Here is an 18,497-nt window from a genome sequence, read left to right as displayed (position 1 = left end):
GGAGCGGCCTGGTCGCTACAGGTTGCGGTCCTCGACGATGTGCATGGCGGCCTCCTCGGCCGAGGCCGCGCCGCCGTCGATGCCCACGTCGGAGCCGACCTCGTCCTTCTCGTCGTCCTCGCTGAGGCCCTCGTCGGGCGCGACGAGCCGCCCGGCCCGGCGGTCGCCGACCTCGTCGGAGTCGAAGAACTCGCCGGACTCGGTGGTGTCGCCGTAGTTGTCGAGCTCCAGGCGGGCCGACGGGTCCGGCTCCTCCTGGCGCAGGCGCAGGTCCAGCGACTCGCCCCGCTCGGCCTCGGCCTGGGTCACGCCGAACGCGGTCACCCCACGCGGCTTCTCCGGCGGCGAGTACCCCTCGTCGAGGGAGTCGTCGAGCCCGCGGTCGGACAGGGTGTCCTGCGCGGACAGCTGGCCCTCGTCGTCCGGTTCCGGGTCCCAGCTGTCGGTTTGCTGCCTCATGTCGGTTTCCCCTCGATGGCTTGGTCCGGGCCCTGCCGTCCTCTATACCCGGCAGCGCCCGAATCCGAGCCTAATCGCGCGAGCGTTTGTGCGCGGTGATGAGGTCGGCGTACCGGTACCCGCTCGCCTTGATCGTGCGGACCTGGGTGTCGTAGTCGACGTGGATGAGCCCGAAGCGCTTGTCGTAGCCGTAGGCCCACTCGAAGTTGTCCAGCAGCGACCACGCGAAGTAGCCGTCCACGGGCGCGCCGCGCAGCACGGCGTCGCGGACCGCTTCCAGGTGCTGCTCCAGGTAGTCGGTGCGCTCCTTGTCCTGGATCTCGCCGCTGGACTCCACGGTGTCGTACCACGCCGAGCCGTTCTCCGTGACCAGGATGCTCGCCGGGTTGTACGTCTCGGTGACGCCGACCAGGATGTCCTGCAGGCCCCTGGCGTACACCTCCCAGGGCATCGCCGTCTCCACCGAGCCCGGCACCGGGATCTGCCGCGCGAAGGGTGCGGTGCCGGCCGGGTCGTCGACGACGATCTGGCGGAAGTAGTAGTTGATGCCGAGGAACTCCGTCGCCGACGCGATGACGTCGAGGTCGCCGGCGCGGACCGGCGGCTCGACGCCGTAGCACTCGATCATGTCGGCGGGGTAGCCGCGGCCGAACACCGGGTCGAGCCACCAGCGGTTGGTGTGCCCGTCGGCGCGCACGGCGGCGGCCACGTCCTCGGGCCGGTCGCTGCCCGGCTCGATCGGGCTGAGATTGCACACGATGCCGACGTTCGGCGCGAGCGGCGCCGAGGCCCGGATCGCCTGGTTGACCAGGCCGTGGCCGAGCAGCACGTGGTGCGAGGTGTGCACGGCGCGGGTCAGGTCGCGCTCGCCTGGCGCCATCCGCCCGTCGAGGTGCCCGATCCAGGACACGCACAGGGGCTCGTTGACGGTGTTCCAGTCGGCGACCCGGTCGCCGAGGCGCCCCGCCACGACGGCGGCGTAGTCGGCGAACGCCTCGGCCGTGGCCCGGTTCGGCCAGCCGCCGGCGTCCTGCAGGGCCTGGGGCAGATCCCAGTGGTACAGCGTGACGAACGGCCGGATCCCCGCGGCGAGCAGCGCGTCGACCAGCCGGTCGTAGAAGTCGAGCCCGGCCTGGTTCACCGTGCCCACGCCGTCGGGCAGCACCCGCGGCCAGGCGATCGAGAAACGGTACGCGTCGAGGTTGAGCCGGCGCATCAGCGCCACGTCCTCGGGCCAGCGGTGGTAGTGGTCGCAGGCCACGTCGCCGGTGTCGCCGTTGTCCACGGCGCCCGGGGTGTGGGAGAACGTGTCCCAGATGGACGGTTTCCGGCCGTCCTCGGCGGCGGCACCCTCGATCTGGTACGCCGCGGTGGCGGCGCCCCAGATGAAGCCGGGCGGTAGTGCGGACAGATCCAGCACGGGGCGGTTCTCCTCTTTTCGGACGGGGAGTGTCACGTCTTGCCTTCGGCCGGGCAGAGCTCGGTCTTGAGCACGTTGCAGAGCACCTCCTCCTCGGGCGTGCGGAAGGCCGTAACGCTGTACGCCGGGCGCACGGCAGGTCGAATCGACACCAGTCCGTGCCCTTCGCGGAATCCCGCTTTCTATCGAGACTTAATTAATGTCGTCATTAAAGTGGCGGTCACACCAGGCGTCAAGGCCCGTCGCGATCACCCGCCCGAGTGGTCCGAGGTACCGACAACTTTTTTTGTCTTGACAAGCGAAGTTGTCGGCGCCTACGGTTGAGTCATGTTCGAAGTGGGAGTCATCGAGGAGGCCGGGGCGGCCGAGGTCGCGCTGGACCCGATGCGGGCGCGGCTGCTCGCGCTGCTGGCCGAGCCGCACTCGGCGACCAGCCTGGCCGTGCTCGTGGACCTGCCCCGGCAGAAGGTGAACTACCACCTCAAGACGCTCGAGGCGCACGGGCTCGTGGAACTGGTCGAGGAGCGGCGCAAGGGCAACATGACCGAGCGGGTGCTGCGGGCCACCGCGGCGTCGTTCGTCATCTCGCCCGTCGCGCTCGCCGCGGTCCAGCCCGACCCGGCCCGCTCGCCCGACCGGCTCTCCGCCCGCTGGCTGCTCGCGCTCGCCGCGCGGCTGGTGAAGGAGACCGGGCAGCTCATCACCGGCGCGGCCAAGGCCGGCAAGCCGGTCGCCACGTTCGCGCTCGACGGCACGGTGCGCTTCGCCTCCGCCGCCGACCGGGCCGCGTTCGCCCAGGAACTCACCGCGGCCGTCGCCGCGCTCGTGAGCCGATACCACGACGAGAACGCCCCCGGCGGGCGCGACCACCGCGTCATCGTCGCCATCCACCCGAGCCTCAAGAACAACGCCGAACAGCCGAGCACGCCCACCATCGAGTCCGAGGAGTCCTGACATGACCGGCACCCACGAGTTCGAGCTCGTCCACGACATCGACCTGGCCGCGACCCCCGAGCAGGTCTGGGCGGCCATCGCCACCGGCCCCGGCGTCGATGCCTGGTTCATGGGCCGCAACGAGATCGAGCCCCGCGTCGGCGGACAGACCCGCATGTCGATGCCGGGCTTCGACGCCACCGCCACCGTGACCGCCTACGAGCCGGGCCGCCGCTTCGGCTACCGCAGCCCGGCGGCCGAGGACGGCTCCTTCATGGCCTTCGAGTACCTCATCGAGGCCCGCGACGGCGGCTCCACCGCGCTGCGGATGGTGCACAGCGGCATCCTCGCCGGCGACTGGGAGGACGAGTACGACGCGTTGCGCAAGGGCAACCCGCTCTACCTGCGCTCGCTCGCGCAGTACCTGGAGCACTTCGACGGCCGCACCGCCGTGCCGGTCGCCGCGTTCGGCCCGCAGCAGAGCGACCAGGACGCCGTCTGGGCCGCCGTGACCGCCGCGCTCGGGCTGGCCAAGGACGTGCGCGAGGGGGACGAGGTCCGGCTGCGCTTCGGCGGCGAGGAGATCCAGGGGGTCGTGGACACCGCGCTGGAGCCGAGCTTCCTCGGAGTGCGCACCGGCGACGCGCTGCTGCGCTTCGTCGGCCGCAACGGCTTCATCCTGACCGGCCACCACATCTTCGCCGACGTCGACCCGGCCGGGACCGAGCAGGCCTGGACCGCCTGGCTCGCGGACATCTTCGCCTGACCGATCGCCCGCAGGACCTGACGGCCGCCGGCGAGAAGCCGGCGGCCGTCCGCATCCCCACAACAGACAAAGGAGCCCCGCGATGCGACGCAACCCCTGGATCGGACTGGCCGTGCTCGCCCTGCCCACGCTGCTGCTCTCGCTCGACGTGAGCGTGCTGTACCTCGCCCTGCCCAAGCTCAGCGCCGACCTGCACGCCGACGCCACGCAACAGCTGTGGATCCTCGACATCTACTCGTTCATGCTCGCCGGGTTCCTCGTCACGATGGGCGCCCTCGGCGACCGCATCGGCCGAAGGCGGCTGCTGCTGATCGGCGCCGCGGCGTTCGGTACGGCATCCGTCGCCGCCGCCTGTGCGACCACCCCGGCCATGCTCATCGCGGCCCGGGCCGCCCTCGGCGTCGCCGGCGCCACCCTCATGCCCTCGACGATGGCCCTGATCCGCAACCTGTTCCCGGACCCGAAGCGGATGGGCGTGGCCATCGGCGCCTGGTTCTCCTGCTTCATGGGCGGCATGACCCTCGGCCCGCTCGTCGGCGGCCTGCTGCTGGAGCACTTCTGGTGGGGCTCGGCCTTCCTGCTGGGCGTGCCCTTCATGGTCGTGCTGCTCGTCGCCGGACCGCTGCTGCTGCCGGAGTACAGGCCGCAGCACCCCGGTCACCGCCTGGATCTGCCCAGCGTCGGGCTGTCCCTGGCCGCGATCCTGCCGGTGATCTACGGCCTGAAGTCCCTGGCCCGCGACGGTCTGGATGTCGTACCGCTGGTGGCGATCGCCGCCGGCATCGCGTTCGGCGTGGTCTTCGTCCGCCGCCAGCGCGCCCTGCCCGATCCGCTGCTGGACCTGCGTCTGTTCGCCAGCCGCGTGTTCAGCACCGCGCTGGGCGTCATGCTCCTCGGCGGCGTGGTGATGGCCGGGCTGTCCCTGGTCTCGACGATGTACCTGCAGAACGTCGCCGGCCTCACCCCGCTCGCCGCCGGCGCCCTGCTGATCCCGCAGAACGTCGCGATGATCCTGGGCTCCTCGATCGCCCCGAACCTGGCCCGCCGCCTCGCCCCGGCCACGGTCACCGCGATCGGGCTGGCCCTGTCGGCCGTCGGCCTGGCCGTCGTCACCCAGGTCGGCCCGCGCGGCACCGGCCTGCTGGTCCTGGGCCTGGTTCTCGCCTCGGCCGGGATCTCGTTCCCGATGGCCCTGACGATGAACATGATGATGGCGGCGGCTCCGCCGCAGAAGGCGGGCTCGGCCGCGTCGATCTCGGAGACCAGCGGCGAGTTCGGCATCGCGGTGGGCATCGCGGCCCTGGGCAGCCTGGCGACGCTGGTGTACCGCACGGTCCTCGACCTGCCGGCCGGTGCCCCGGCCGCGGCCCGCACCAGCCTGACCGGCGCCCTGGCCGTCGCCGACGCCTTCCCGGCCCTGCTGCAGCCGGCCCGGGCGGCCTTCACGACGGGCCTGAACGCGGTCGGCCTGGTCGGCGCCCTGATCTTCGCCGCCCTGGCGGTGACGGCGCTGGTGACCCTGCGGACCCGCGCGAGCGCGGCCGAGCCGTCCGAACTGGCGACGGCCGCCACCTGAGCGAGCGCTCGCCGTCGTTACGAGGACGGCGGACATCGGTACCCCGACCTCGAACTCACCACCAAACCCACCGACCGCCGCACCGCCTCCTGCGAACGACCGGAAGCCGGATGCGCCGGGCCACTGTGCCCGACATATCCGGCTTTTCGCGCTTGCCGGACGGGATCGCGAAGCCGGTTGTCCGTCGGCTTGATGGCTTAGGGCTTGATGGCCGGAGATATCGTGCGCGCTGTGCGTCGGGGTATGCGGGAGGTGGCGTCCGCCGCCGGGGTTTCGGTCAGCACCGTGGCCAACGTGCTCAACAATCCCGCGGTCGTGGCCGAGGGGACCCGCCGGCGGGTGGAGGCGGCCATGGACAGCGTCGGGTTCGTGCGCAGCGGGCCCGCGCGGCAGCTGCGGGGCCTGCCCAGCCGCCTGGTCGGATCGGTGACCCTCGACCAGGCGAACCCGTTCTACGCCGAGCTCAACCGCGGGATCGAGGACCATCTCGACGACGCCGGGTGCATGCTGCTGACCTGCAGCACCGACCTGCGGGCCGACAAGGAGCTGCGGCTGCTGCGGCTGCTGGAGGAACAGTCGCCGCGCGGGGTCATCATCACGCCGACCGGGGAGGAGCCGCAGCGGCTGACGGCGGTCGTCGCGCGGGGCACGCCCGTCGTGCTGCTCGACGCGCGCCAGAACAGCCTCGACCTGTGCGCGGTCGCCGTCGACCACGTGCTCGGCGGGCGGCTCGCGGGGGAGCACCTGGTGCGGCTGGGGCATCGCCGGGTTGCGTTCGTGACCGCGGGGCCCGACATCGAGCCGGTGCGGCAGCGCCACGACGGGCTGCGGCAGGCGCTGGGCGGGCCGCCGGTCGAGGTGCGGCTGGCGGCGGCTGGGTTCGCCGAGGGTACCGATGCGGCGGTTCGCGCGCTGGTCGAGGCCGCCGATCCGCCGACCGCGGCCGTCTGCGTCAACGACGTCGTGGCCGTCGCGCTCATCCGCGGCCTGCAGGCGCGCGGCCTGCGCGTGCCCGAGGACCTCTCCGTGGTCGGCTACGACGACCTGCCCTTCGCCGCGCACGTGCGGCCCGCGCTCACCACGGTCCGCCGACCGATCCGCGAACTGGGGCGGATCGCGGCCGAACTGCTGCTGGACGAGTCCGCGGCCGGCCACCGGCACCGGGAGCTGGTCTTCGCTCCGGAGCTGGTCACCCGGGCGACGACCGTGCGCGTAGGGTAGGCGCCATGGCCGTCGCGCAGTCGCTGGAGGAGCTTCCCTACGCCGCCTACCTGCGCCGCCACGAGGCCGGCGAGCCGCTGGAGCACGACGGCAACTACACCGAGGTGCACTTCGAGGGCCTCGAGCTCGACGGCGGCGAGGCGACCAGCGCCAAGTTCATCGAGTCGGCGCTGACCGGCGTGACGCTGAGTGAGGTCGGGCTGGAGCGGGCCCGGTTCAGCGAGGCCTGGCTGAGCCGCAACCGCTGGGTCGGGGTCCGTCTCGCCGACAGCGAGTGGCTCGATGTGTCCATGCTGGACAGTTCGCTGGCCGGCGTGCAGGCGTACAGCTCCCGCCTGCGCCGCGTCACGTTCCGCCGCTGCAAGATCGACACGCTGAACCTGCGCGGGGCGACGCTCGCCGACGTCGTCTTCGAGGACTGCGAGCTCAACGAGCTCGACTGCGCCGGCGCGTCGCTGACCGGCGTCACGTTCCCCGGCTCGGCGATCCGCAACGCGCGCTTCTCCCAGGTCAAGTGCAAGAAGGTCGACTTCCGCGGCGCCCGCGAGCTCGACGTCGCCGACGGCGCCGACTCCCTGCGGGGCGCGACGGTCGACGAGCGCCAGCTCATGGAACTCGCCCCGGCGCTCGCGCAGGCGCTGGGAATCCTCGTCAGGTAGCTGCGTCAGGACCGCTGGCGAACGCCTGGAACGCTCAGCCGAGCAGGCGCAGTGCCTGGCGTACGGGAAAACGCTCCACCGTGCGCTCGAAGGACGTCTGGCCGAGGCAGAAGCGCTCGAACATCCGCCACCCCGGTGGCGTGCGCAGCAGGTTGTGGAACAGGCGCGGATGGCGGCTGAACGCGGCCAGCAGCCGGCGCCCCGCGCGCATCGCCGGCATCAGGGTGGCCTCCACGTCGCGCTCGTACCGCGCCGGGTCCCCGTCCGCCGCGGCCGCCCCGGCCAGCGCGCCCGAGCGGGTGGCGAAGCTGATCCCCTCGCGCGTCCACGGCTCCAGCAGCCCGGCCGCGTCCCCGGCGACGAGGACGTTGCCGCTGCGCAGCGGCGAGGCGTCGGTGCGGCACCGCGTCAGATGCCCCGAGTCGTGCACGGGCTCGATACCGGAAAGGCCCAGGCGGGAGACGAAGTCGCGCAGGTACGCCTTGGTCCGCTCGCCCTGCCCGCGCGCCGCGATGACCCCGACGGTGAGCAGGTCGCCCTTGGGGAACACCCACGCGTACGACCCCGGCAGCGGTCCCCAGTCGATGAGCAGCCGCCCCCGCCAGTGTGCCTGCCGCGCCGCGTCGATCGGCAGCTCCACCTCCAGGCCGAGGTCGACCTGGTCGTACTCGGCCCCGACGTGCCGGGCCGTGATCCCCGACGAGCCGTCCGCCCCGATCGCGGTGGCCGCGGTGACCTCCTCGCCGCCGGCGAGCCGGACGACGACCCCGGCGCCGGTCTGCTCGACGGCGCGGACGGCCGTCGCCTGCCGTACTGTCGCGCCCGCTTTTTCTGCCGCGGTCCGCAGCGCGTCGTCGAAGCCCGAGCGGCGCACCATCGCCAGCAGCGGCGCCTCGCGCGCCGTGCGGGTGAAGCCCGCGGCGCCGTCGTGGGTGAAGTCGGCCCGCTTGATGTGGTCGTCGGCGGGGACGGCGATCCGGTCGGCGACCGCGGCCACCGTGAAGCCGATCAGCCCGCCGCCGCAGGTTTTGTACCGCGGGTGCACCGCCTTCTCCAGGACGAGCGTGCGCGCACCCCGCCGGGCCGACTCGTAGGCGGCCGAGAGCCCCGCCGGCCCGCCACCGATGATCGCCACGTCCCACTCAGTCACGGGAGAACCTTAATAGGGAGGTGAGATTGGACTCGTGTGACCAAGACATGAGCCGTTCAGGTGACGGATCTGCTTCACTTCGGTTATGTCCGCGATCGACCATCTGATTCACGCGAACGCGCAGTACGCCGAGACGTTCCCAGGCCCCCGGCCCCTACGCCCGAAGCTGCGGCTCACCGTCATTGCGTGCATGGACTCGCGGCTCGACCTCTTCGGCGCCCTGGCCCTGGAGATCGGCGACGCCCACCTGATCCGCAACGCGGGCGGCCTGCCGACCGAGGAGGTGCTGCGCTCGCTGGCGATCAGCCAGCGCATGCTCGGCACCCGCGAGGTGGTGCTCATCCACCACACCGAGTGCGGCATGGAGGGCTTCGACGACCCCGCGTTCCGGGCCCAGCTGCAGGCCGAGACCGGCGTCGCGCCGAGCTGGGACGTGCCCGGCTTCACCGACCTGCACGACACCATGCGCAGCTCGATCCGCACCGTGCGCGAGTGCCCGTGGATCCCGCACCGCGAGGACGTGCGCGGCTTCATCTTCGACGTCGCCACCGCCAAGATCGAAGAAGTGATCTGATCCCCAGGCGGGCCGAGCGCCCGCCCGCCGCCGCCCGCGTGGTGGTGCCACCGCGATCGAGTGCTCGCCCGGCCGGGCGGCCCGGCCCGTGCGCTCGCCCGTCCCTCCGCGCCGACCGCGTCCCCTCCGCGCCGACCGCGTCCCAGGAGCCGGACGCCGCCGTCCGCATGCTGGACGCCCCGGCGGCCTCATCTGCCGGCGGGCGACACTGCCCGTAGACGGCGGGCGTGCGGTGCGTGGCGAAGACCCCGAGGCGCGCCAACCCTTGCCGCGATTCGCAAACGGCGGGGGTTGCGCCGAGGGATGCGGGGTGTCCTGTTCGGGTGATCCATGCGGCACGATCGGACGCATGCGATACGGGGGGAGACTCAACCGGATCGAGTTCACGGCACTGATCGACCAGCAGGCCAACCGGATTCGCGCCAGCGCCACCGCGTTGCCGCTCTACGGCCCGGCCGGCTGGGGCGGCCCGTGCCGCATCGGCGCGTGGGGCTGGGAGGACGACCGCCTCATGCACGCCGGTCTGCTCTTCGGCGACCCCGCAGCCGGCCCCTGGATCGAGGTCATCACCACCGCCGGCCCCCCGATGCCGCTGTTGATCGACCTGCGCATGTCCGCCGCCCAGGCGGACCGTGCCGACACGGCCGGCGGCTCTGCAGTCGAGGGGGCCGAGGGGGCCGATCGCCGGGCTCCGGACCGGCGCGCGATCGAGCGGGCCCTGCGGGCCGCGTCCTCGCCCGCGCCGCAGCGGGTCGCCATCTCCGTCGACGGGCTGCCGCAGCCGTTCTCGCGCTGGCCCGACGAGCCGCTCGGCGACCCGCCCGGGCACGGCTGGCTGGCGATCCTCGACGAGGTCCCGGGCCTGCTGCTGCGCGTGTCGGGCCTGCTGCCGGCCGGGATCACCCTCGCGCGAGTGGGCGACATCGAGCCACACCTGACCGGCACCCGGGCTCACCTGCTGGCCGGCTACGACGCCTACGGGACCGATTGACGCACACTTCGGCCGGTGCCGTTCCGATCAACCTCACCGTACCATGGACACCCAAATCCCGGCCTCGCGGCGACCGCGGAGCGTGAACACGCCGCTACCGGCTCGCGAGGGCCTGGGCGAAGTTGACCCGCTGGATCGCCTCGGCCGCGTGCAGCGGGGAGTAGACGACCTCCTGGGCCATGTAGTGATACGGCCCGGACTGGATCGACACGATCAGCGGGCCCGACATCGTGTGCGTCCGCGCGGTCAGAAACAGCAGGCCCAGCAGCAGGAACAGGCTCAGCCCGCAGGTGAACGGGGCGAAGACGATCGCCAGGATCGCGCAGGCCACGGCCAGGCCGATGCCCCAGCCCGCGGTCGTGGTGATCGGGATCGGCTGCGCGATCACCATCCAGCGGCTGCCGCGGATCGGCCACACCCCGACCGGGGTGTAGATCGCCGTGCCGTCGACGCGGACGTCGCCGATTTGCACGTCGGGGCCGTTGTACGCCGGGGCGCCGCTGTACGGGATGGGCAGTGTCACCGGTCGATTGTGGCCCGTCGCGTGCCTGGAAAGCACCGGCCGGAAGGGCGGAATGCGTTCAACCCGCTGCCGGCACATCCTGTCGACGCACCTCCCGGCGTCGCGTCCCGCCGCGCGCTGATTCAGGACATCAGCGCGTTGAGCTCCCCGAAGTCGTAGGCATCGGCGAGGGAGGTGTACGTCCCGTGCTCGTACGCCTCCCGGGCCGCCCGGCGGGCCAGCGCGTAGGCGGCCTCGGCGATCCACGACCCGAGGCTGACCCGGGCCACGCCGAGCGTGGCGAGTTCGGCGACCGGCGGCGTGCCCGGCTGGGCCAGCACGTTCAGCGGCGCCGGGATCGCCCTGGCCAGCGCCCCGATCGTCGCGGCGTCGGCGACACCGGGCACGAAGATGCCGGTCGCGCCCGCCGCGAGGTACGCCTCGGCGCGCGCCACCGTCTCCTCGGCCCGCCCGCGGAAGTAGGTGTCGACGCGGGCGTTGATGTACAGCTCGACCCCGGCGTCGTCGGCCGCCCCGCGCGCGGCCGCGATCCGCTCCTGCTGCCCGGCGACGTCGCGCAGCCCGGCACCGCCCCCGTCACGGACGCTGTCCTCGAGGTTGACGCCGACGGCCCCGGCCTCCAGCACCCTGCGGACCGTCACGGCCACCTCGCCCGGCGTCCGCCCGAACCCGGACTCGATGTCGGCGGTCACCGGCAGCCCGTCCGGCACCGCGCGCACGATCCGGGCCAGGTGCTCCAGGGCCAGGTCCCGCGCGAGCACGTCCCCGTCGGGCGCCCCGAGCGTCCAGGCGACCCCGGCCGAGGTCGTGGCGACCGCCGGCGCCCCGGAGGCGGCGACGATCCGCGCGGAGGCGGGGTCCCAGGCGTTGACGAGCACGAGAGGATCGGCGGCGGAATGCAGAGCCCGGAACCGGGCGGCGCGGTTGGTCATGCCGCACATTCTTTCCCCGCGGCGTTGCGAGGAGCGACAGCCGGCACGTGGAAAGGCCGATCGGCGCTTGGAGGCGCCGACCGGCCCGGTCGTAAAGGTGTGGTCAGTTGGTGGCCGGGCCGAGCGAGGCCGCGCCGCCGTCGCCCTGCTCGATGACCGTGCCCTGCGCGAACGCGGTGTCGAACTTCTTCTCCAGGGCGTCGAGCTCGGAGAACTGGGCCTGGTGCGACGACTCGCTGCCCTCGGCGGCGAAGACGTGGTCGTCGACCTCCGCGTTGTGGCTGTAGTTGGTGTAGTCGTCGGACTCGAAGTGCACGGCGCCCGGCTGGTCGTACTCCGTGTGGTGGCCCTGCGAGAAGTCGGTCGACTCGGCGGTGTGGTGGTCCTGCTCGTACACGCCGAACTGCGACTGCGCGTCGGCCTCGCTGCCCTGCGCCTGGTGGAGCTGGTCGAGCTCGCCGCTCTCCTGGCCCGCCTCGTAGTGGCCGTAGTCGGTGCCCGTGTCGCCGGTCTCGAAGTCGCTCATGAAAGTGCTTCCCTTCAGGGATGTGCAAGTGTGGTCTATGTGGTGCCCGGCCTGACGCAGTCCACGCTATGCGGGCCCCGGAGGCGGGAAATCCCGGAAACGTGCCAGCGGCCTGACGCGTTATTTCAGCTGATGGCGGCAGCGTAGCCCCGCCGGGACCGGCGCAACTATCCCCGACATGACAGCTGATCAGCCATTTTTCGTCTCGGACCGGGAGCGGTGCATACTCCTGCGGTGCTACGACACTGCTGCGACGGTATGCGCGCCCAGCTCGACCTGTCCGGAGTCGCCTACGAGGATCCCTGGGACGACCCGGATGTCGTGGTCGTCTACACGGCGAAGTTCGACGAGTACGGCCTGCCCGTCCGCGACGGCGGCTCCTCGATGATCGTGATCGGCTACTGCCCGTGGTGCGGCGCCCGGCTGCCCAAGTCGCGCCGGGACGCCTGGTTCGACGAGATGGAGCGCCTGGGGCTGGACCCGTGGGAGGATGAGATTCCGGAGCAGTACCACTCCGACGCCTGGTGGAACCCGGACACCGGGGAGCCGGGCTCGGAACGGGAGTACGTCGAGCCCGAACGCGTCATCACACCCAGTTAGCGGATCAGCTCGACGACGGGGATCCGCCGGTCGGTGCCGCTCTGGTGGTCGGCGAAGAAGGGGTACTGCTCCACGATCCGGGCGAAGAGCGTGTCCCGGTCCTCGCCGGTCGTGGGGCGGGCCGTGGCCGGGTACTCCTCGCCGTCGGCCTCCACGGTCACCGACGGGTCGGCGACGAGGTTGTGGTACCAGTCGGGGTGCTGCTGCGCGCCGGCCGCCGAGGCGATCACGAGCAGCCGGCCGTCGAGGCGGACGTACATCATCGGGTTGGTGTAGCGCTTGCCGCTGCGCCGCCCGGTGGTGCTCAGCAGCAGCAGCGGCCGGCTCTCCAGGCGCCGCCCGTGCTCGCGGAACTCGGCGATCAGCTTCCGGTTGGCCGCGTTGAGATCGGCCGGAATCTCAGCCATGAGACAAACTCCCTACACCCGCTCCAGCAGCTTCGACCGGCGCACGATCGGCACGCTCAGCGTCTTGTACCCCACCTGCTCGAACAGCACGACGACCCGGTCCTGCTCGTACGCCATCACCGTACCCGTGCCCCACGCGGTATGCCGGACCTCGCTGGAGACCGGGAACGGTCGATCCTCGTCGTCGACCTTCGCGACTTCGACGACGGTTGCCGGCGCCGGCGGCCGGCGGCGGAACAGCTTCTGGTACCACCGCAGCCTCGGCACGACCGGCTCCACGACGAGCGTGCCGTTCGCGCAGTTGTCGCAGTGGCCGCAGGGGCGTTCGGCCTGCTCGCCGAAGTAGGCCAGCAGCGCCTTGCCGCGGCAGCCGGCGCTCTCGGCGTACTGCCGCATCATGTCGATGCGCGACCTGCGCAACGTCTGGTGCCGCCCGAACTGGGCCAGGGCCAGGCGGGCCGCCTCGGCCGGCGTCGGCGCGAAGCGCGGCGCGGTCAGCTTGTTGCCCGCGCCCACCTCGACCGCGCCGACCTGCTCCAGCAGGCTCAGCAGCGACGTGATCCGCCGGGCCGGCAGCCCGCTGCGGGTGGCCAGCGCGGTGCGGGTCACCGGCCCCTCGCGCAGCGCCGCGGCGAGCTGCGTGAGCTCCTTCGCGTCGGGCGAGCCGGTGGCGAAGAAGCGCTGCAGGGCCACGTCCTCGGGCCGGAAGAACAGGATGGTGCGGGCCGGGTCGCCGTCGCGGCCCGCGCGGCCGATCTCCTGCAGGTAGCTGTCGGGGGAGTCCGGCAGGGCGACGTGGTGGACCCAGCGGATGTTGGGCTTGTCCACGCCCATCCCGAACGCGCTCGTGGCGACCATGACGGGGATCTGGTCCGTCATGAATTCGTCGTACCGCCGGTTGCGCTCGCCCGCCGCCAGTCCGGCGTGGAAGGCGACGGCCGCGATGCCGCGCTCGGCGAGGCGCTCGGCGTACTGCTCGGCGATGGCGCGCGTCGGGGCGTACACGATCCCGGGGTGTTGCTCCTGCTCGACCTGGGCCAGCAGGCGCTGGCAGCGCTGCTCGTCGCTGGTGCAGTGCACCGCGGCGAGCTCCAGGTTGGCCCGGTCCAGCCCGGCGACCAGGGTGAACGGGTCACGCAGTCCGAGCGTGGCGACGATGTCGGTCCGCACCGGCGGCGAGGCGGTGGCGGTCAGCGCGACCACCGGCGGGCGCCCCAGCTCCCGGATGAGGTGTCCGAGCTGCAGGTAGTCGGGGCGGAAGTCGTACCCCCACGCCGACACGCAGTGCGCCTCGTCCACGGCCACGAGCCCGGGCCTCAGCGCGCGAACCTCGGCGAGGCGCTCGGGGTTGCTCAGCTGCTCGGGCGTGATGAACAGGAACCGCGCGGTGCCGGCGGCGAGCGCCTCCAGCGCGGCCCGCTGCTGGTTGGGTGTCTCGGCGGAGCTGATCCGCACCGCCTGGCCGGCCCGGCGCCGGTTGAGACCGGCGATCTGGTCCTGCTGGAGGGCCAGCAGTGGTGAGATGACGATGGCGGGCCCGGCGATCAGGGTCGCCGGAACCTGGTAGATGGCGGACTTTCCGCCGCCGGTTGGTAATACAACGAGGGCGTCGCGCTTCTTGAGCAGGGCGCGCATCGGCGGTAGCTGTCCGGGTCGCAGCGTCTGCCAGCCGAACTCGGTGCGGGCCGCGCGGCGCAGGCGGGACGCGTGAGGCACGAGATTCATCGGGCGCGACTGTACCGGTGTTCGATTCGTTCGGCGCGCTGAGCGACACGCCGAGCCTTGAGGACTCTCACCGTCTCGCAACCAAGAAGCACCCGAAAGTGACGGCGCAAGCACCCTTCGTAGTCGAAAGTTCTTCGTGTCGGCAGGTGGACCGCCTGCACGGGGTCCACCCGGACACGAGGGGGAACCGATGACAACGACCCTTGAGGGTGCCACGCTCAAGGTCCAGTTGGAAGGCCGCGAGCTCGAGGACCTGATCCGCGAGCACCTGCCGCTCGTCGGGCATCTGGTACGCCAGACGCTCGGCCGCCTGCCCGCACACGTCAGCCGCGAGGACCTGGTCTCGGCCGGGATGGCGGCCCTGGCCGGCGCCGCGAAGGCGTTCGACCCGAGCCGCGGCATCCCGTTCGGCAGCTTCGCCACGACCCGGATCCGCGGCGCGATCCTGGACGAGCTGCGCGGCCTGGACTGGGCGAGCCGCTCGGTGCGCGCCCGGGCCCGGCAGGTCGACGCGACACAACAGGAGCTCACCGCGGCGCTCGGCCGCACCCCGACGAACCACGAGCTCGCCGAGGCCCTCGGCGTGAGCGTCGACGAGCTTCAGGCGATCGACGACGACGTGCAGCGCGCGGCCGTACTGTCCCTGCAGGGCTTCGCCGCCGGCAGCGCCGAGGACATGGTCCCCGAGCGCGCGGCCGGCCCCGAGGACCTGATCCTGCACCGGGAGCGGATCGGGTACCTGCACAACGCCGTCGAGGCCCTGCCCGAACGCCTCGGCAAGGTCGTCAAGGGGTACTTTTTCCAGGAGCGCCCGATGATGGAGATCGCCCACGAGCTGGGCGTGACCGAGTCCCGCGTCTCCCAGCTGCGCGCCGAGGCCCTGATGCTCCTGCGCGACGGCCTGAACACGCACCTCGACCCGGACCTGGTCTCGGCCAGCGACAAGCCGACGGGTTGCGTGGCCCGGCGCCGCGAGGCGTACCACGACAAGATCGCCAACGCGGGCAACCTGAACAGCCGCCTGGCCCAGACCAACCACCACGGCATGCCGTTCATCCAGACCGGCCGCCACGGCTGACACCGTCCTCCTCCGCCTCCCGCGCCACCCCGCCCGGGAGGCGGAGGATTCTTCGTGGCCGTGAACCGCCGGCGGTCCGGGCTGCTACCAATCTGGCATGGAGCCCGGCGGTGACGAGGCCCTGCTGCGTTCGATCGCGGCCGGGGACGCCGGCGCGCTCGGCCGGCTCTACGCGCAGTACAGCCACATGCTCTTCGGTTATCTGCACCGGCTCGCCGGGGACCGGATGGTCGCCGAGGAGATTCTTCAGGACACCATGCTCGCGGTCTGGCGATCGGCCGGTGCCTTCCAGGGGCGGGCGAAGGTGTCGACGTGGCTGTTCGGGGTCGCCCGGCGCCAGGCCCACAACCGGTTGCGTGGCCGCAGTGCGCCCGAGCCCGCCGGGGTCGGCCTGCCCGAGCGGGCCGATCTGAGCGCCGGGCCCGAGGAGCTGGCGATCCTGGCGGCCGGTGGCACGCCCGTGGCCGCGGCGATCGACCGGCTGCCGGAGCACCATCGGGACGTGATCGCATTGGTGTTCGTGGCCGGGTTGCCGCTCGCCGACGTGGCCGAGGTGCTCGGCATCCCGGTCGGCACGGTGAAGAGCCGGCTGTACCACGCCCGGGCCGCCGTCGCCGCGGCGCTCACCGCCCAGGAGGTGCCAAAATGAAGGACTGGCCGCCCGAGAACGCCGCCGACCGCGCCGCCTGGCAGACGATCGCTGACGCCGTCGCCCCGGCCGTGGCGGCGCCGGACCCGCAGCGGCTCGTGCGGGCGGTGCTGACCCGCAGCGCGCTCGAGGAGCCGATGGTGCGCGGACGGCCGATCCGGCGGCTGCGATACCTCGTCGCGCTGGTGGCGGCCGAGGCTCGGCTGATCCGGCGGCCCGTGCCGGTGGCCTCGGCGCTGGTGATGGCGCTCGGGGTGGCGATCGTGCTGCTCCAGCGGGCCAACGGGGTCGGCGCCGACCTGGTGCTCGCGCTCGTCGCGCCGATCGTTGCGGCCGCGGGGGTCGCCGGCACCTACCGGTCGCGGCGCGATCCGGCCGCCGAGCTGGTCGCGGCCGCCCCGGTCGCCGGCCGGCTGTTGCTGCTCGTGCGGATCGCGCTCGTGTTCGGATACGACCTGGTGCTCGCGCTGGCGGCCTCGGCCGGGCTGCACGGGCTCGTCGGGGCCTGGCTCGGGCCGATGGTGCTGCTGTCCTCGCTGACCCTGCTGCTCGCCGTCCGGTTCGGGCCGGACGTGGCGCTCGGGGCGGCGGTCGGGCTGTGGGCCGTTCGCGTCATGGCCGACAGCATCCTGACGCACGACGCGTGGCCGGCGCGGTTCATCGTGGCCGCCTGGTCGACGAACACGCTCGTGCTGGCGATCAGCGCCGCCGCCGCGATCGCCGCCGTAGTCGTGGCCGGACGCAATGAACCTCGCGACGGGTGGCGCGCAACCAACCCGATGTGAGACCACTGACCCTCTGGCGGTACGAGGCCCGGCGGGCCGGCTGGGCGGCGCTGCTCGGCCCCCCGATCGCCGTCGCCCTCGGCGTCGCGGCCGCGCTGGCCAACCCGCTACCAGGCGACACGAACACGGCCCGCATCCTGCTCGGCGGCCTGGAGATGGCGGTCCCGCTCGCCGCCGGCGTCGCGTGCGCCTCGCTCGTCGGCCGGGACCCGGCCACGGAGATCCAGCTGACCGCGCCGACGCCGTACCGCGTCACGCTCCTGCGGCGGATGGCCGTCACGCTGGGCTGGACCGCGGCGGTCGCGGTGCTGACGGCGGCGGTACTGATCGCGACCGGCTGGTGGTCGCGCTGGCCGGCCAACCACGGCGTGCTCGCCGGGCAGCTCACCTGGGCCGCGCCGGCCGTGGGCCTGAGCGGTCTGGGCTTCGCCGCGGGCGCCGTGTTCCGCAGCCCGGCCGCGGCCGGCGCGCTGGTCACCACGCTGTGGGCGATCCAGCAGTTCTTCGCCGGTCTCGCGCAGGAGCATCTGCCGGGGCGGCTGCTGTACCTGTTCGCGACCACCCGCGGCACGGTGCCCGGCGACTGGACCGCGAACCGCCTGGCGCTGCTCGCCGCCGGGATCGCGTTCACCGGCCTCGCCCTCGTGGTGCTGCGCCGTCCGGAACGGCTGATCAACGAGGAGGACGAGTGAGCCGCGCGACGCTGCAGGTGTTCGGCGCCTGCCTGCGGTACGAGTTCCGCATGCAGGTCCGCAAGCGCTCGGTCTGGATCGTGCCGGCGCTGTCCATCCTGCTGTTCATCCTGATCGGCGGGAGCCTCCTGCGCGACCTGTTCGACCCCGGCGAGCGGCCGCCCGAGGCGCGGACCGCGGTCATCGGCCTGGCGCTGCAGGTCCACGCGCTGTTGTCGATCGGCTTCGGCTGCCTGCTCGCCGACCGGCTCGTCCGCGACGACCGCCTGCGGGTGGCCCCGATCCTGGACGCCACCCCGGCCGGCGCGGGCGCCCGCGTGCTCGGCAAGTACCTGGGCACGGCCGCCGCGACGGCGATTCCGATCCTTGTCGTGTACTTCGGGTTCGCCGCCGCGTACGCCGTGGACACCGGCGCACCGCAGGCGCTCGGCTGGGCCCTGGCCGCCAGTGGCGTGGTCATGGTGCCGGGGCTGCTGTTCGTTGCCGCCTTCGCGCTCGCGGTACCCCTGATCATGCCCGCTCCGCTCTTCCGCGTGCTCTTCGTCGGCTACTGGCTCTGGGGCAACCTGGCGGGCCCGGACATGATGCCGACGCTCGCCCGGACCCTCGTCCATCCGCTCGGCGGCTACCCCCTCGCCGGGCTCCTCGGCTTCCACGGCATCGACGGCGAGGAGTCCTGGGCCGGCCCGGTGCCCGGCGCGGCCCTGAACTTCCTGCGACCGGACCCGACGCCGGCGACCGCGTGGCTGTCGATCGGCGTGCTGCTGGCCCTGGCCGCCGCCGCCCTCGCCGGCGGCGCCGCGCTGCGCGCCCGCCAGACCCGTTGAAAGG

The 18,497-nt window shown here is 72.7% G+C and carries 21 protein-coding genes; 13 read left to right on the top strand and 8 right to left on the bottom strand.

What is annotated here, in order from left to right:
- Nucleotides 1-15: 15 nt before the first annotated feature.
- Nucleotides 16-459 (bottom strand): DUF5709 domain-containing protein, encoded by a 444-nt coding sequence (locus ACQPY0_RS48140; protein WP_432976951.1) that lies wholly within the window; start codon nucleotides 457-459, stop codon nucleotides 16-18.
- Nucleotides 460-529: 70 nt separating this feature from the next.
- Nucleotides 530-1,879, bottom strand: coding sequence for a GH1 family beta-glucosidase (locus ACQPY0_RS48135; protein ID WP_432976948.1), 1,350 nt, complete (start codon nucleotides 1,877-1,879; stop codon nucleotides 530-532).
- A 327-nt stretch (nucleotides 1,880-2,206) separates the two neighbouring features.
- On the opposite strand from ACQPY0_RS48135, the gene ACQPY0_RS48130 reads away from it, so the two are divergent.
- The 5 genes from ACQPY0_RS48130 (at nucleotide 2,207) to ACQPY0_RS48110 (ending at nucleotide 7,034) form a co-directional block, all read left to right on the top strand.
- A complete protein-coding gene (locus ACQPY0_RS48130) occupies nucleotides 2,207-2,833 on the top strand; it encodes an ArsR/SmtB family transcription factor (protein ID WP_432976945.1) in 627 nt (208 codons plus the stop codon).
- Nucleotide 2,834: 1 nt separating this feature from the next.
- Entirely contained in the window at nucleotides 2,835-3,578 is a 744-nt protein-coding gene (locus ACQPY0_RS48125; protein ID WP_432976942.1) for an SRPBCC family protein, read from the top strand.
- An 82-nt stretch (nucleotides 3,579-3,660) separates the two neighbouring features.
- On the top strand, nucleotides 3,661-5,154 hold the full coding sequence (locus ACQPY0_RS48120) for an MFS transporter (protein ID WP_432976940.1): 1,494 nt from the start codon (nucleotides 3,661-3,663) through the stop codon (nucleotides 5,152-5,154).
- 231 nt (nucleotides 5,155-5,385) lie between these two features.
- Nucleotides 5,386-6,375, top strand: coding sequence for a LacI family DNA-binding transcriptional regulator (locus ACQPY0_RS48115; RefSeq protein ID WP_432976937.1), 990 nt, complete (start codon nucleotides 5,386-5,388; stop codon nucleotides 6,373-6,375).
- 5 nt (nucleotides 6,376-6,380) lie between these two features.
- The gene (locus ACQPY0_RS48110) at nucleotides 6,381-7,034 is read left to right on the top strand and encodes a pentapeptide repeat-containing protein (RefSeq protein WP_432976934.1); all 654 of its coding nucleotides are present in this window, start codon (nucleotides 6,381-6,383) and stop codon (nucleotides 7,032-7,034) included.
- Nucleotides 7,035-7,068: 34 nt separating this feature from the next.
- On the opposite strand, the gene ACQPY0_RS48105 is transcribed toward ACQPY0_RS48110, so the two are convergent.
- Nucleotides 7,069-8,184, bottom strand: coding sequence for a geranylgeranyl reductase family protein (locus tag ACQPY0_RS48105; RefSeq protein ID WP_432976931.1), 1,116 nt, complete (start codon nucleotides 8,182-8,184; stop codon nucleotides 7,069-7,071).
- A gap of 85 nt (nucleotides 8,185-8,269) precedes the next feature.
- On the opposite strand from ACQPY0_RS48105, the gene ACQPY0_RS48100 reads away from it, so the two are divergent.
- Complete coding sequence (locus ACQPY0_RS48100) at nucleotides 8,270-8,758, top strand: beta-class carbonic anhydrase (RefSeq protein WP_432976928.1); 489 nt, start codon at nucleotides 8,270-8,272, stop codon at nucleotides 8,756-8,758.
- A gap of 349 nt (nucleotides 8,759-9,107) precedes the next feature.
- Nucleotides 9,108-9,749, top strand: coding sequence for a hypothetical protein (locus ACQPY0_RS48095; protein ID WP_432976926.1), 642 nt, complete (start codon nucleotides 9,108-9,110; stop codon nucleotides 9,747-9,749).
- Nucleotides 9,750-9,843: 94 nt separating this feature from the next.
- Here ACQPY0_RS48095 and ACQPY0_RS48090 read toward each other — a convergent pair whose 3' ends face one another.
- The 3 genes from ACQPY0_RS48090 to ACQPY0_RS48080 all read right to left on the bottom strand — a co-directional run bounded on the left by ACQPY0_RS48090 (nucleotide 9,844) and on the right by ACQPY0_RS48080 (nucleotide 11,730).
- Nucleotides 9,844-10,272: a hypothetical protein gene (locus ACQPY0_RS48090; protein WP_432976923.1), complete on the bottom strand. Its 429-nt coding sequence runs from the start codon at nucleotides 10,270-10,272 to the stop codon at nucleotides 9,844-9,846.
- Between the two features lie 122 nt (nucleotides 10,273-10,394).
- Nucleotides 10,395-11,204 (bottom strand): isocitrate lyase/PEP mutase family protein, encoded by an 810-nt coding sequence (locus ACQPY0_RS48085; RefSeq protein ID WP_432976920.1) that lies wholly within the window; start codon nucleotides 11,202-11,204, stop codon nucleotides 10,395-10,397.
- A 103-nt stretch (nucleotides 11,205-11,307) separates the two neighbouring features.
- Nucleotides 11,308-11,730 (bottom strand): hypothetical protein, encoded by a 423-nt coding sequence (locus ACQPY0_RS48080; protein WP_432976917.1) that lies wholly within the window; start codon nucleotides 11,728-11,730, stop codon nucleotides 11,308-11,310.
- Nucleotides 11,731-11,988: 258 nt separating this feature from the next.
- Between ACQPY0_RS48080 and ACQPY0_RS48075 the strand changes: the two genes are divergently transcribed.
- Nucleotides 11,989-12,330 carry a DUF6980 family protein gene (locus ACQPY0_RS48075; RefSeq protein WP_432976914.1) on the top strand — a complete coding sequence of 114 codons (342 nt, stop codon included), beginning with the start codon at nucleotides 11,989-11,991 and terminating at the stop codon, nucleotides 12,328-12,330.
- Here ACQPY0_RS48075 and ACQPY0_RS48070 read toward each other — a convergent pair.
- Nucleotides 12,327-12,737 (bottom strand): nitroreductase family deazaflavin-dependent oxidoreductase, encoded by a 411-nt coding sequence (locus ACQPY0_RS48070; protein ID WP_432976911.1) that lies wholly within the window; start codon nucleotides 12,735-12,737, stop codon nucleotides 12,327-12,329. The two genes, ACQPY0_RS48075 and ACQPY0_RS48070, sit on opposite strands and share 4 nt — an antisense overlap.
- A gap of 12 nt (nucleotides 12,738-12,749) precedes the next feature.
- Nucleotides 12,750-14,372, bottom strand: coding sequence for a RecQ family ATP-dependent DNA helicase (locus ACQPY0_RS48065; protein ID WP_432995693.1), 1,623 nt, complete (start codon nucleotides 14,370-14,372; stop codon nucleotides 12,750-12,752).
- A gap of 280 nt (nucleotides 14,373-14,652) precedes the next feature.
- Between ACQPY0_RS48065 and ACQPY0_RS48060 the strand changes: the two genes are divergently transcribed.
- From ACQPY0_RS48060 to ACQPY0_RS48040, 5 genes are all read left to right on the top strand, one after another.
- On the top strand, nucleotides 14,653-15,540 hold the full coding sequence (locus tag ACQPY0_RS48060) for a sigma-70 family RNA polymerase sigma factor (protein WP_432976908.1): 888 nt from the start codon (nucleotides 14,653-14,655) through the stop codon (nucleotides 15,538-15,540).
- A gap of 97 nt (nucleotides 15,541-15,637) precedes the next feature.
- Nucleotides 15,638-16,189: an RNA polymerase sigma factor gene (locus ACQPY0_RS48055; protein ID WP_432976905.1), complete on the top strand. Its 552-nt coding sequence runs from the start codon at nucleotides 15,638-15,640 to the stop codon at nucleotides 16,187-16,189.
- The gene (locus ACQPY0_RS48050) at nucleotides 16,186-16,974 is read left to right on the top strand and encodes a hypothetical protein (protein ID WP_432976902.1); all 789 of its coding nucleotides are present in this window, start codon (nucleotides 16,186-16,188) and stop codon (nucleotides 16,972-16,974) included. The genes ACQPY0_RS48055 and ACQPY0_RS48050 overlap by 4 nt, the downstream gene beginning before the upstream one ends.
- Nucleotides 16,971-17,666, top strand: coding sequence for a hypothetical protein (locus ACQPY0_RS48045; RefSeq protein ID WP_432976899.1), 696 nt, complete (start codon nucleotides 16,971-16,973; stop codon nucleotides 17,664-17,666). Before ACQPY0_RS48050 ends, ACQPY0_RS48045 begins: the two co-directional genes overlap by 4 nt.
- A complete protein-coding gene (locus ACQPY0_RS48040) occupies nucleotides 17,663-18,493 on the top strand; it encodes a hypothetical protein (RefSeq protein ID WP_432976896.1) in 831 nt (276 codons plus the stop codon). Before ACQPY0_RS48045 ends, ACQPY0_RS48040 begins: the two co-directional genes overlap by 4 nt.
- Nucleotides 18,494-18,497: the final 4 nt, after the last annotated feature.

The sequence above is a fragment of the Dactylosporangium sp. CA-233914 genome, assembly GCF_050942935.1.
In the GTDB taxonomy this organism is placed as follows: Bacteria; Actinomycetota; Actinomycetes; order Mycobacteriales; family Micromonosporaceae; genus Dactylosporangium.
This window is presented reverse-complemented; position numbering and strand designations above follow the sequence as displayed.